Below are 12,733 nucleotides of genomic sequence, written 5' to 3' on the forward strand. Positions count from 1 at the left end.
CGGCTCACCATGGCTTACCTCGACCACGCGGCGACCACCCCGATGCTCCCCGAGGCGGCAGAGGCCCTGACCGCCCAGCTGAGCGTCACCGGCAACGCCTCCTCGCTGCACGCCTCCGGCCGCCGAGCGCGGCGCACCGTCGAGGAGGCCCGTGAGACCCTCGCCGAAGCCCTCGGAGCCCGCCCGAGCGAGGTGGTCCTCACCTCCGGCGGCACCGAGGCCGACAACCTCGCCGTGAAGGGCCTGTACTGGTCCCGCCGCGCCGCCGACCCGGCCCGCACCCGTGTCCTGGCCAGCCCCGTCGAGCACCACGCGGTCCTCGACGCCGTCCACTGGCTCGGCGAACACGAGGGCGCCACCGTCGAGTACCTCCCGGTCGACACCTACGGCAGGGTCCACCCGGACGCCCTGCGCGAGGCCGTCGCCCGCAACCCCGACGACGTCGCCCTCGCCACCGTCATGTGGGCCAACAACGAGATCGGGACGATCCTGCCGGTCCGTGAACTCGCCGACGTGGCACAGGAGTTCGGCGTCCCGTTGCACGCCGACGCGGTCCAGGCCTTCGGTCAGATTCCGGTCGACTTCGACGCCTCCGGCCTCGCCGCCATGACCGTCTCCGGCCACAAGATCGGCGGCCCGTACGGCATCGGCGCGCTGCTGCTGGGCCGCGAGTACAGCCCCGTACCCGTCCTGCACGGCGGCGGCCAGGAGCGCCACGTCCGCTCCGGCACGCTCGACGTCCCGGCCATCGCCTCCTTCGCTGTCGCCGGCCGGCTCGCCGCCGAGCAGCACGAGTGGTTCGCCCGCGAGATCGGCGTCCTGCGCGACGCCCTGGTCGACGCGGTCCGTGCGGCGGTGCCGGACGCGATCCTGGGCGGCGACCCGGCCCCGGGGGGCCGCCTCCCGGCCAACGCGCACTTCACCTTCCCCGGATGCGAGGGCGACTCCCTGCTCCTGCTGCTCGACGCCCAGGGCATCGAGTGCTCCACCGGCTCCGCCTGCACCGCAGGCGTCGCCCAGCCGAGCCATGTCCTCCTCGCCACCGGCACCGACCCCGACCTGGCCCGCGGCACCCTCCGCTTCTCCCTCGGCCACACCTCCACGGAGGCGGACGTCGAGGCGGTCGCCAAGGCCATCGGTCCGGTGGTGGAACGCGCCCGCACCGCGGGCCTGAGCTGAGCGGGCGCGCCCGGTCCGGGCCCAGCTCTCCCCGGGCCCAGCTCTTCCCGGGCCCAGCTCTCCATCACCATGAGGCCGGCCGTCATGCCCTCGTCCTCGTGCTGCCGCTGTCCCGGCCCACTCGCCCCCCGTGGCCCCTGTCGGGTGCGGCCCGGTGCCCCCGGGTCAGGCGGACGTCGACGACTGTGCGGCCGCCGCCGCCCGGACCAGCTTCATGTAGCGGTCCCAGTCCCAGCCCTCGCCGGGGTCGGTGTGGTCCGTCCCCGGCACCTCGACGTGGCCGAGGATGTGCTCGCGGTCCACGGGGATGTCGTACCGCGCGCAGACACGGGCCGTGAGCCGCGCCGAGGCCTCGTACATCTCGGTGGTGAAGTCCTCGGGCTTCTCCACGAAGCCCTCGTGCTCGATGCCGACACTGCGCTCGTTGTAGTCGCGGTTGCCCGCGTGGTAGGCCACGTCCAGCTCGCGGATCATCTGGGTGACGTGGCCGTCCTTGCGGACGATGTAGTGCGCGGCCGCGCCGTGCTCCGGGTCCTGGAAGACCTTCACGGCGCTGGCGAAACTGCCCTGGGTGACATGGATGATCACCATGTCTATGCCGAAGTCGTCCGGCCGGTCCGCCATCCGCCAGTTCGCGTCCGACGCCGAGACCCACTTCGCGCCCGTGTAGTCGACCTCGCCCTCCTTGCGCGGCTTCCTGACACCGGGCACCCGCCACCACGCGCGCTTCAGCTCGTCCTTGGCCACGACGGCCGTACCGACGGCGGCCACGGCCGTGCCGATGATCAGCGCCCGGCGTCCGACGCGCCGGCCCGTGTCCCCGCCGCCGGCGGCGCTCGCGCCGCCGGTCCCGGAACCGCTCTTCGAAGCCCGTCTCGTTCCCACGAGATCGTCAACGGATACTCGCGGGCTCCGGTTCCCGGCGACCCGTACCCTTGAAGGGTTATGACTGAGATCTCGCAGCGCTCCCACCCCCTCCGTGTCCTCGCCGCCATGTCCGGCGGGGTCGACTCCGCCGTGGCCGCCGCCCGCGCGGCGGAAGCCGGGCACGACGTGACGGGCGTCCATCTGGCGCTGTCCGCCAACCCGCAGTCGTTCCGGACCGGGGCGCGCGGCTGCTGCACGATCGAGGACTCCCGGGACGCCCGCCGCGCCGCCGACGTCATCGGCATTCCCTTCTACGTGTGGGACCTCGCCGAGCGCTTCCGCGAGGACGTCGTCGAGGACTTCGTCGCCGAGTACGAGGCCGGACGCACCCCGAACCCCTGTCTGCGCTGCAACGAGAAGATCAAGTTCGCGGCCCTGCTCGACAAGGCCCTCGCCCTGGGCTTCGACGCCGTCTGCACCGGCCACTACGCCCAGGTGCTCGTGCGCGAGGACGGCACCCGGGAGCTGCACCGCGCCTCCGACATGGCCAAGGACCAGTCGTACGTCCTCGGCGTGCTCGACGACAGGCAGCTCGCCCACGCGATGTTCCCGCTCGGCGACACCGTGACGACGAAGGACGAGATCCGCGCCGAGGCCGAGCGCAGGGGCCTCGCCGTCGCGAAGAAGCCCGACTCCCACGACATCTGCTTCATCGCCGACGGCGACACCCAGGGCTTCCTGGCGAACAGGCTGGGCAAGGCCGAGGGCGACATCGTCGACGAGTCCGGCACCGTCCTCGGCACCCACGAGGGCGCGTACGGCTACACCATCGGCCAGCGCAAGGGGCTGCGCATCGGCACCCCGGCCGCTGACGGCAAGCCGCGCTACGTCCTCGACATCTCCCCGGTCGACAACACGGTGACGGTCGGCCCGGCCGCCGCCCTCGACGTCGAGGCCCTCACCGCGATCAGGCCCCGCTGGTGCGGCGCGGCCCCCACGGGCCCCGGCACCTACACGGCCCAGCTGCGCGCCCACGGCGGCGAGACGGAGGTCCGCGCGGAGCTGGTCGACGGCACCCTGGAGGTCTCCTTCACGGAGCCCGTCCGCGGTGTCGCCCCCGGACAGGCGATCGTGCTGTACGACGGCACGCGCGTCGTGGGGTCGGCGACGATCGCCTCCACCACGCGCGCGCGGGCGGGTGCCGCGTAGCACCGCGGCCACGATCGTCCCTCCCCGGGTAGCCGTCCTCGTGCGCGCGGCGCAGGCTGCTTGGTGAGCTTCGAGCTCTTCCAGGAGGCCCGGGCGGGCCGCAGGGGGACGTAGGAGGTCGCCATGACAGCCACAGATCCGGCAGGGCAGGCGGGAAACCCGTCCCGGGGCCCGTCCCCGGACCCGTCGCGCGATCCGGATCCGCCACGGGACGCGGGCCGGGACGCTTCACGGGACGGGCCTCGGGATCCGTCACGCGACGCGGCGATGGATCCGTCCCGTGACCCGTCCCGTGACCCGTCCCGTGACCCGTCCCGTGACCCGTTCCGCGCCCCGGCGAGGAACCGCCGGAGTCTCAGCCACCGGATGAGGTACGCCCTGCGCCACCCCCGGCGCGTGCCCGCGCACGCCCACCGGGTGGCGCGGGACACCTGGCTGCGGCTGAAACACCGCGACCACATCGCCTACTACCGTGCCGTCATGGCCGCCGACACGGCACGCAGTCCCGAGGCCGCCGTCGGGCACAACCCGTCCGTCGAGAAGTGGGAACGCATCGGCCGGATGCAGTTCGACTACCTCCTGCGGCACGGCCTGGAGCCCCGGCACCGGATGCTGGAGATCGGCTGCGGGAACCTGCGGGCCGGGCGGCTGTTCATCGACCACCTGGACACCGGGAACTACTACGGGATCGACATCTCGCCCGCCATCCTCATGGAGGCCCAGCGCACCCTCGCGCGAGAGGGTCTGCAATCCAAACTGCCCCACCTGGCGCTCGTCGCCGACCTCACGTTCGCCTTCCTGCCCGCCGGTCACTTCGACGTCGTCCACGCGCACAGCGTGTTCTCCCACTCGCCGCCGCACGTCATAGAGCAGTGCCTCGCGCACGTCGGCCGCGTCCTCGCCCCCGGCGGCTACTTCGACTTCACCTTCGGCCGCACCGAGGGCGACGAACACCAGGTGCTCCACGAGGACTTCTATTACCGCACCGACACCCTCGTCGAACTCGCCCGGCGGTACGGCCTGTCCGCCCGGCTCATGGACGACTGGGAGGACCTGCCCCATCGCCAGTCGAAGATCCGCGCGACCCTGGCGGAGGAAGCCGGCGGGCGCGGGGGACCGGATGCCGGTGCCGCACCCTAACGTGGACGCATGAACATCTGTGTCTTCCTCTCCGCCGCAGACCTCGCCGACCGGTACACCCACCCCGCGAAGGAATTCGCCAGGCTGATCGGCAAGGGCGGGCACACCCTGGTGTGGGGCGGCTCGGACGTCGGGCTGATGAAGGTGGTCGCCGACGGCGTGCGGGAGGCGGGCGGCAGACTGCTGGGCGTCTCGGTCGAGTTCCTGGCGGCCAAGGCGCGGCCGGACACCGACGAGATGGTGGTCGCGCGGGACCTCGCCGAGAGGAAGCGGCTGCTCCTGGAGAAGGCCGACGCGGTCGTCGTCATGGTCGGCGGGACCGGCACGCTCGACGAGGCGACCGAGATCCTGGAGCTGAAGAAGCACGGTCACACCGAGATGCCGGTCGTCCTCCTCAACACCGCGGGCTTCTACGACGGTCTGAAGGAGCAGTTCCGGCGCATGGAGGACGAGGGGTTCCTGCCCCGCCCGCTCACCGACCTGGTCTTCTTCGCGGAGGAGCCGGTGGGGGCGCTGGCGTACCTGGAGGAGAGCCGGGGCGTCGCCTGAGGGGCGTTCTCCGTCCCGCTCCGGTGATGCGAGCATGACCGCATGGCTACTCATGTGATCACCGGGGCGGGTTCCGGCATCGGCGCGGCCGTCGCCCGACAGCTGCACGAGCGCGGGGACGACCTCGTGCTGCACGCGCGCGACGCGGGACGGGCGAAGGAACTGGCCGCGGAGTTCCCCGGGGCGAGGACGCTGGTCGGCGATCTGGCGGACCCGGACAAGATCTCCTGGGCCTTCTCCCATCAGAGCCTGCCGGACCGCGTGGACTCGCTGCTGCACATCGCGGGCGTGGTCGACCTCGGCCCGGTCGGCGAGCTGACCCCCAAGACCTGGCGCCACCAGCTCAACGTCAACCTCATCGCCCCCGCCGAACTGACCCGCCACTTCCTGCCCCAACTCCGGGCCGCCCGTGGACACGTGCTGTTCGTCAACTCCGGCGCGGGCCTCAACGCGCACGCCGACTGGTCCGCGTACGCCGCCTCCAAGCACGGGCTCAAGGCGTTGGCGGACTCCCTGCGGTGGGAGGAGCATGGCAACGGGGTCCGGGTGACGACGGTGTACCCCGGGCGCACCGCCAGCCCCATGCAGGCGAAGGTGCACCAGCAGGAGGGCAAGGAGTACGACCCCGCGCGCTGGATCGCCCCCGAGTCGGTCGCCACGACGATTCTCATGGCGCTGGACCTGCCCCGCGACGCGGAGGTGAACGACCTGACGGTGCGCCCGGGCGCGTGAGGGCTCTGCCGGACGGGGTGCGTTGTCGGGTGCGGGTGCGGGTGCGGGTGCGGGTGCGGGCGCGGGTGAGTGGGGGCTGGTCGCGCAGTTCCCCGCGCCCTTGAAAAGCAGGGGCTGCGCCCCGAGCTTTCCAGGCCGGCAGGGCCGTGGCTTTCAGGGCCGCTGGGCCTGGGCTTTCAGGGGCGCGGGGAACTGCGCGAGAAGCCCCACCGGACCCGCACCCGACAACGCACCCCCGGCGGAGCCGTACGCTTCGGGGCGTGAGCGACGACTTCAGTTTCGGCCCTGCCACCGGCGTGGGGTCCATGCCGGGCGGCGACGCCCGAGAAGCCGCCAAGACCGTCACCGGCACCTTCGAGTGGCCGGAGACAGGCATGGCGCACCTCCCCGAACTCCCCGCCAGAGGCCCCGGCGCCGACATGATCGGCAGAACCGCGGGGATGCTGGTCGAGATGTACGCGCGCGTCGAGCCCAGCGGCTGGCGCGTCGGCGACCGACCGGGTCGGGACACCAAGCGGGCCCGTTCGTGGCTGCGCGAGGACCTCGACGCGCTGGAGGAGTTCACCCAGGGATACGAGGGCCCCCTGAAGGTCCAGGCCGTCGGGCCCTGGACCCTCGCCGCCGCGCTGGAGCTGAGGAACGGCGAGGCAGCCCTCTCCGACCCCGGCGCCTGCCGTGACCTCGCCGGCTCGCTCGCCGAGGGCCTGCGCGAGCACCTCGCCGAGGCCCGCCGACGTGCGCCGCGAGCCCAACTCGTCCTCCAGCTCGACGAACCCTCCCTCATCGCCGTCCTGCGCGGACAGGTCAAGAGCGCCAGCGGCTACCGCACGCACCGCGCCGTCGACCGCCAACTCGTCGAAGCCACACTGCGGAACGTCATCGACGCCGCACAGGGCGCGGTGATCGTGCACTCGTGCGCCCCCGACGTGCCCTTCGCGCTCCTGCGCCGGACCGGTGCCACCGGGATCTCCTTCGACTTCACCCTGCTCACCGAGCGTGACGACGACGCCATCGGGGAAGCGGTCGAGGGGGGCACCAAGCTGCTGGCCGGTGTCGTGCCGACCACCGAGGGGGCATTGTCGGACCCTGCCGGTAGCGTCATGGGTGTCAGGACGCTGTGGCGCAGGCTGGGGCTGCATCCGGGGCTTCTCGCGGAGGCGGTCACGGTCACTCCGACGTGCGGGCTCGCGGGGGTCTCCCCGGCCTACGCGCGCACGGCACTCGCGCATTGCGTCAAGGCGGCGAGATCCCTCGCGGACAACCCAGAGTAACGGGAGGACAACACGGTGGCCGGCGACCAGGACGCACAGCCCACATCGGTACCCGCCGAGGCGACGGTGCCCCCCGAGGCACGCGAGAAGCACGCGCGGCTCGCCGAGGAGATCGAGGCGCACCGCGCCCGGTACTACGGGCAGGACGCTCCCGTCATCAGCGACGCGGAGTTCGACGAACTCCTGCGCACTTTGGAGGCGTTGGAGGACGAGTACGGCGAACTGCGCACCCCGGACTCACCGACGCAGAAGGTCGCCGCCGAGTACAAGACCGATCTCGCCGAGGTCGAGCACCGCGAGCGCATGCTCTCCCTCGACAACGTCTTCGACGACGAGGGCCTCGCCGCCTGGGCCGAGCGCGTGGCCAAGGACGTCGGCACCACCGACTACCACCTGTTGTGCGAGCTGAAGATCGACGGCCTCGCGGTGAACCTGACGTACGAGGACGGCAGACTGACCCGGGCCGCCACCCGCGGCACCGGCGAGGTCGGCGAGGACATCACCCCGAACGTCATGACGATCGCCGAGATCCCGCACCGGCTGAAGGGCGACCGCGTCCCCCGGCTCGTCGAGATCCGCGGCGAGGTCTACTTCCCGATGGAAGCCTTCCAGGGCCTCAACGAACGCCGGGTCGCGGCCGGCGAGAAGCCGTACGCCAACCCCCGCAACTCCGCCTCGGGTTCGCTGCGCCAGAAGGACCCCAAGGTCACGGCCACCCTGCCCCTGCACATGGTGGTCCACGGCATCGGCGCCCTGGAGGGTTTCGACGGCGGCTTCACGCGCCTCTCGGAGGCCTACGACCTCCTCAAGTCCTGGGGCCTGCCCACCGCCGAGCACAACCGGGTGGTCGACGACCTCGACGGCGTACGGGAGTTCATCGCCCACTACGGCGAGCACCGCCATTCCGTGGCGCACGAGATCGACGGCGCGGTCGTCAAGCTCGACGAGATCCGGCTGCAGGGACGTCTCGGGTCGACGGCGCGCGCACCCCGCTGGGCCATCGCGTACAAGTACGCGCCGGAGGAGGTCAACACCAAGCTCCTCGACATCAAGGTGGGTGTCGGCCGCACCGGTCGGGTCACGCCGTACGCCCAGGTCGAGCCGGTGACCGTGGCCGGCTCGGAGGTCGAGTTCGCCACCCTGCACAACCAGGAGGTCGTCAAGGCCAAGAACGTCCTCATCGGGGACACGGTCGTCATCCGCAAGGCCGGTGACGTCATCCCCGAGATCCTCGGCCCGGTCGTGGACCTGCGCGACGAGAACGAGACGCGCCCGTTCGTGATGCCGACCGAGTGCCCGGAGTGCGGGACCCCGCTGCGCGCGATGAAGGAGGGGGACATCGACCTGCGGTGCCCCAACGCCCGTAGCTGTCCGGCCCAGTTGCGGGAGCGCGTCGCGTATCTGGCGGGCCGGGAGTGCCTGGACATCGAGCACTTCGGCGGGGTCGCCGCCGCCGCGCTCACCCGGCCCCTGGAGCCGGCCGACCCGCCCCTGGTCGACGAGGGCGACCTCTTCGGCCTCACCGTGGAGAAGCTGCTCCCCATCAAGGCGTACGTGCTGGACGCGGACAGCGGTCTGCCCAAGCACGATCCCGGGACGGGCGAGCCGAAGGTGGTCACGGTCTTCGCCAACAAGGAGGGCGGGCCGAAGAAGAACACCCTCGCCCTGCTCCAGAAGATCGAGGAGGCCAAGAGCCGTCCGCTCGCCCGCTTCCTCAACGGGCTCTCCATCCGCCACGTCGGACCGGTCGCCGCCCAGGCCCTCGCCCGCGAGTTCCGCTCGATCGACCGGATCGAGCAGGCCACGCAGGAGGAACTCACGGCGGTCGACGGCGTGGGCGCCATCGTCGCGAAGGCCCTGGAGGAGTGGTTCGCCGAAGAATGGCACCGGGAGATCATCCGTAAGTGGAAGGCGGCCGGTGTCCCGCTGGAGGACAAGGGCGCCGGTGAGGACGAGGGACCCAGGCCCCTCGAAGGGCTGACGGTCGTGGTGACCGGCACACTCGAACACCACACGCGGGACGGGGCGAAGGAGGCGCTGCAGAGCCGGGGCGCCAAGGTGACCGGCTCGGTGTCCAAGAAGACCTCCTTCGTCGTGGTGGGCGAGAATCCGGGCTCCAAGCACGACAAGGCGATGCAGCTCAAGGTGCCCGTCCTGGACGAGGACGGCTTCGCCGTCCTGCTCGAACAGGGACCGGACGCGGCGGCGGAAGTCGCGCTCCCGATCGAGGAGTAGGGGTTGAAGGCCACCCGTTCGGCGCATACCAGATGCATACGGGTGGCCGGTCGCATTCGGGCAACCGCCGGCGACCGCCGCCCGTGGAAGCCTTGTGCGGCCTACTGTTGAGGTGTGCGCCTGCCGTGCCCGGACGCGTGGTGGGTTGCCGGACGCGGTGCCGTCGAGGTCGTGAGACGAGCGACGGGCCGCGTGGCGTGGGCACCGCCGGCTGTGAGAGGGACGGGAATGGAACCGACCGAGAGCGTCGCCCCGGGCTCGCGGCTGCGCCTGCGCCGGGTGTCCGGGGCCTGGCGACGGGGACGCTCCCTGCTCATGGGAGGACGCCCGTTCGAGGGAAGCCGGGAGGACGCCCCCGGGCGGGCGACGGCGGCGGAGTCCAGGACCGGTACGGCACGGCCGCCGGGCCGTGCGAGCGCGAGCGCACCCCGCCCTCTCGTACCCGGCCCGGCCCAGCTCGGCTCCGGCACCGCGGCCGCCATGGCCGGGGCGCCCGTCGTCACCGGCGCGCTCGGCGAGGGCCGCGGACACGAACTGCCCGGTCACGACGCCGATCGGCACCTGTCCTGGCCTGCGCTGCCCGGCGTGATCGTGGGCCTCGCCGGTGCCATCCTCGGCGCCGGCTTCTACCGGGCCTTCGTCGGGCCGCACGCGCTCTTCCCGGCCGGCACGGTCGGCTGGTCCCTCGCCCTCCTGACCGGCATCATCGTCGGCCATCTCGTCGCCATGGGCCGCGCGCGCTGGTGGGGCGGCACCGGCTCCGGCGCCGCTCTCACCCTCGCCGTCCTGCTGCTGTACGGCTGGGTGGCCGCCGGGATGGTCAGCCTCACCGTCGTCGTGCTCGTCGGCGTCGCCCGCCGGGGCCGCTGGCGCCAGGGCGTCCTGCACGGCGCGGTGGACATCCTCGGCATCGGTGCCGCCGCGCTCGTCCTGCGGGTCTTCGGCCGCGTCCCCTCGGTGGAGCGGCCCTGGGACCCGGACAGCTGGAATCTCTACTCGGCCCCGCAGGTGGCCCTGGTCGCCGTCGCCTATCTCGTGGTCAGCCGGATGTTGCTCTGGCATCTGGCCGCACCGCGCGGCGGACTGCCCACCGTCGCCCGTACGGCCCTGGTCAGACAGGGGCTCGTCGCCGTCGCGCTGCTCGGTATCGCGCCGCTCGTCTGCGTCGTCGCCATGGCCCAGCCCCTGCTGCTGCCGCTCTTCGCCATCCCCCTCATCGCGCTCGACTCCACCCTGTGGATAGCCCGCGCCCGTGCGGAGGAACAACTGCGCGACCCGCTCACCGGCCTGCCGAACCGGCAGTGGCTGCTGGAGCGGACCTGGACCGCGCTGGACGACGCCGAACGCATCGGGGCGCGGTCGGCGCTGCTGCTGATCGACCTAGACCGCTTCAGGTCCGTCAACGACACGCTCGGCCATCTCGCGGGCGACCGGTTGCTGTTGCAGATAGCGGATCGGCTGCGGGTCGCCCTGCCGCGCGGAGCGGAGGCCGCGCGGCTGGGCGGTGACGAGTTCGCCGTCCTGCTGCCCGTCGCCGACTCCACGACGTCCGCGTCGCGGGTCGCCCGCAACCTCGTCGCCGCGCTCGGCTCGCCGCTCGACCTCGACGGGCTCACCCTCGTGCTGGAGGCCAGTGCCGGGCTCGCCGTCTTCCCCGACCACGCGCTCGACGCGGAGGGGCTGCTGCGGCGGGCGGACGTGGCGATGTACCAGGCGAAGCGCGACCGTACGGGCGTGGAGGTCTACGAGTCCAAGCGGGACTCCAACACCCCCGACCGGCTCGGTCTGCTGGGTGACCTGCGGCGCGCGCTCGACGCGCACGAGGTCGAACTGCACTACCAGCCGAAGGTCCGCTTCGACGGTCAGGTCGCCGGTCTGGAGGCGCTGGTGCGGTGGGTGCACCCCGAACGGGGGAAGGTGCCGCCGGACGAGTTCATAGCGATCGCCGAGTCCTCCGGACTGATGCCGCACCTGACGGAGTACGTCCTGGACACCGCGCTCGGGCAGGTGGCGCGGTGGCGGGCGCAGGGGCTGCACGTGCCGGTGGCGGTGAACGTGTCCCCGCGCGACGTCCACACCCCCGGCTTCGCCGGCGCGGTGGCCGCGCGGCTCGCCCGCCACGGGGTTCCCGCCGGGGCGTTGCAGCTGGAGATAACGGAACATGTGCTGCTCGAAGACCCGCAGCGGGCCGCGGACACCCTCGCCGGGCTGACCGGGCACGGGGTGAAGATGTCGCTGGACGACTTCGGGACGGGGTATTCGTCGCTGGTGCATCTGCGGCGGCTGCCGGTGAGCGAGCTGAAGATCGACCGGTCGTTCGTGGCCCGGCTGGCGATCGACAGCGAGGACGCGGCGATCGTGCGCTGCACGGTCGATCTCGCGCATTCGCTGGGGCTGCTCGTCGTCGCGGAGGGCGTCGAGGACGACGAGACGTGGGAGCGGCTGAGGGACCTCGGGTGCGACGCGGTCCAGGGGTGGCTGGTCGCCGCCGCGATGCCGGCGGAGGAGGCGACCGCGTGGTTGCGGGCGCGGGGTTCGCGGGGCTGGCAGCGGCGCCCGCGCGCGGCGCTGCCGGCGGCTACGGCGGAGGAGTGACGAGGGGGCGGGCGGGGGCGCCTCATAGCTCGGGGGTTCCGGTGCGTCGGCGGGTGCGGCTCCGGTGGGGGTTTCTCGCGCAGTTCCCCGCGCCCCTGAAAAGCAGGGGCTACGCCCCACGCTTTTCATCCCACAGCCCCGTCTGCCCTTGATCCCGCAGCCTCGCCGCCCTTCATGGTGCGGTCCCGTCGCGCCGCATCCCGCAGCCTCGTCGCCATGCCGCGCAGGCCGGCCGCCATGCCTGCCACGGGCCCGTCGCCGCGCAACGCGCAGGCCGGTCGCCATGCATCGCGCAGGCCCGTCACCATCCATCCCGCAGCCCCGTCGTCACGCGCCGCGCAGCCCCGTCGCCGTCCATCCGCAGTCTCGGCGCCATGCATCGCGCAGCCCTGTACGCCATCCATCCCGCGGACTCGTCACTTTCCAGGTCCGCGAGCCGTTGCTCCACAGGCCGCAGCCCCGTCGCTTTCCAGCCCCGCAGGGCCTGGGCTTTCAGGGGCGCGGGGAACTGCGCGAGAAGCCCCACGCGCCCGCACCCGCCCGATTACAGTGCCCCCGAGCTACTGGGCGTCCGGCCCAGCGGCGCGGTCAAGCCGTCGCGCCCCATAGGATTGGCGCCAAACCACTCGCACTCACCCCAGAGGATCGCTGCATGCCTGGCATTACGCGCGAGGAGGTCGCCCACCTCGCCCGGCTGGCGCGTCTGGAGCTGAAGCCCGAAGAGCTCGAACACTTCGCGGGTCAGCTGGACGACATCATCGGCGCGGTCGCCCGCGTCAGCGAGGTCGCCGACCAAGATGTACCACCGACCTCGCACCCGCTGCCGCTGACGAACGTCATGCGCGCGGACGAGGTCCGTCCGTCGCTCACCCCCGAGCAGGCGCTTTCCGCCGCCCCGGCCCAGGAGCAGCAGCGTTTCAAGGTGCCGCAGATCCTGGGGGAGGACTGATCACGTC

At 72.4% G+C, this 12,733-nt stretch carries 10 protein-coding genes; 9 read left to right on the forward strand and 1 reads right to left on the reverse strand.

The annotated features are described in order from the left end of the window. The first annotated feature begins 9 nt into the window (after positions 1 to 9). The gene (locus STRBO_RS0108355; protein ID WP_005480016.1) at positions 10 to 1,179 is read left to right on the forward strand and encodes a cysteine desulfurase family protein; all 1,170 of its coding nucleotides are present in this window, start codon (positions 10 to 12) and stop codon (positions 1,177 to 1,179) included. Positions 1,180 to 1,344: 165 nt separating this feature from the next. Here the strand turns inward: STRBO_RS0108355 and STRBO_RS0108360 are convergent, their stop codons facing one another. After that, the gene (locus tag STRBO_RS0108360; protein ID WP_005480015.1) at positions 1,345 to 2,064 is read right to left on the reverse strand and encodes an N-acetylmuramoyl-L-alanine amidase; all 720 of its coding nucleotides are present in this window, start codon (positions 2,062 to 2,064) and stop codon (positions 1,345 to 1,347) included. 60 nt (positions 2,065 to 2,124) lie between these two features. On the opposite strand from STRBO_RS0108360, the gene mnmA reads away from it, so the two are divergent. The 8 genes from mnmA to gatC all read left to right on the forward strand — a co-directional run bounded on the left by mnmA (position 2,125) and on the right by gatC (position 12,726). Then, entirely contained in the window at positions 2,125 to 3,255 is a 1,131-nt protein-coding gene (mnmA, locus tag STRBO_RS0108365; protein WP_005480014.1) for a tRNA 2-thiouridine(34) synthase MnmA, read from the forward strand. Positions 3,256 to 3,621: 366 nt separating this feature from the next. Continuing rightward, positions 3,622 to 4,395 carry a class I SAM-dependent methyltransferase gene (locus STRBO_RS0108370; protein ID WP_005480012.1) on the forward strand — a complete coding sequence of 258 codons (774 nt, stop codon included), beginning with the start codon at positions 3,622 to 3,624 and terminating at the stop codon, positions 4,393 to 4,395. 9 nt (positions 4,396 to 4,404) lie between these two features. Beyond that, complete coding sequence (locus tag STRBO_RS0108375; protein WP_005480011.1) at positions 4,405 to 4,944, forward strand: LOG family protein; 540 nt, start codon at positions 4,405 to 4,407, stop codon at positions 4,942 to 4,944. A gap of 42 nt (positions 4,945 to 4,986) precedes the next feature. Continuing rightward, on the forward strand, positions 4,987 to 5,676 hold the full coding sequence (locus STRBO_RS0108380; protein ID WP_078531445.1) for an SDR family oxidoreductase: 690 nt from the start codon (positions 4,987 to 4,989) through the stop codon (positions 5,674 to 5,676). Between the two features lie 260 nt (positions 5,677 to 5,936). Continuing rightward, entirely contained in the window at positions 5,937 to 6,947 is a 1,011-nt protein-coding gene (locus tag STRBO_RS0108385; RefSeq protein WP_005480007.1) for a methionine synthase, read from the forward strand. A 15-nt stretch (positions 6,948 to 6,962) separates the two neighbouring features. After that, entirely contained in the window at positions 6,963 to 9,182 is a 2,220-nt protein-coding gene (gene ligA / locus STRBO_RS0108390) for an NAD-dependent DNA ligase LigA (protein WP_005480005.1), read from the forward strand. Between the two features lie 228 nt (positions 9,183 to 9,410). Continuing rightward, a complete protein-coding gene (locus tag STRBO_RS0108395; protein ID WP_005480003.1) occupies positions 9,411 to 11,777 on the forward strand; it encodes a putative bifunctional diguanylate cyclase/phosphodiesterase in 2,367 nt (788 codons plus the stop codon). 652 nt (positions 11,778 to 12,429) lie between these two features. Beyond that, positions 12,430 to 12,726, forward strand: a complete 297-nt coding sequence (gatC, locus tag STRBO_RS0108405; protein WP_005480000.1) for an Asp-tRNA(Asn)/Glu-tRNA(Gln) amidotransferase subunit GatC — start codon at positions 12,430 to 12,432, stop codon at positions 12,724 to 12,726. The last annotated feature ends 7 nt before the right edge of the window (positions 12,727 to 12,733 follow it).

Origin of the sequence: Streptomyces bottropensis ATCC 25435 (genome assembly GCF_000383595.1) — a bacterium.
Classification (GTDB): Bacteria; Actinomycetota; Actinomycetes; order Streptomycetales; family Streptomycetaceae; genus Streptomyces; species Streptomyces bottropensis.

Excerpts from the sequence above, each read along its gene's own strand:
- STRBO_RS0108395 (WP_005480003.1), top strand. The coding sequence starts at position 9,411 with ATGGAACCGACCGAGAGCGTCGCCCCGGGCTCGCGGCTGCGCCTGCGC.
- STRBO_RS0108355 (WP_005480016.1), top strand. The coding sequence starts at position 10 with ATGGCTTACCTCGACCACGCGGCGACCACCCCGATGCTCCCCGAGGCG.
- STRBO_RS0108380 (WP_078531445.1), top strand. The coding sequence starts at position 4,987 with ATGGCTACTCATGTGATCACCGGGGCGGGTTCCGGCATCGGCGCGGCC.
- STRBO_RS0108375 (WP_005480011.1), top strand. The coding sequence starts at position 4,405 with ATGAACATCTGTGTCTTCCTCTCCGCCGCAGACCTCGCCGACCGGTAC.
- mnmA (WP_005480014.1), top strand. The coding sequence starts at position 2,125 with ATGACTGAGATCTCGCAGCGCTCCCACCCCCTCCGTGTCCTCGCCGCC.
- STRBO_RS0108370 (WP_005480012.1), top strand. The coding sequence starts at position 3,622 with ATGAGGTACGCCCTGCGCCACCCCCGGCGCGTGCCCGCGCACGCCCAC.
- gatC (WP_005480000.1), top strand. The coding sequence starts at position 12,430 with ATGCCTGGCATTACGCGCGAGGAGGTCGCCCACCTCGCCCGGCTGGCG.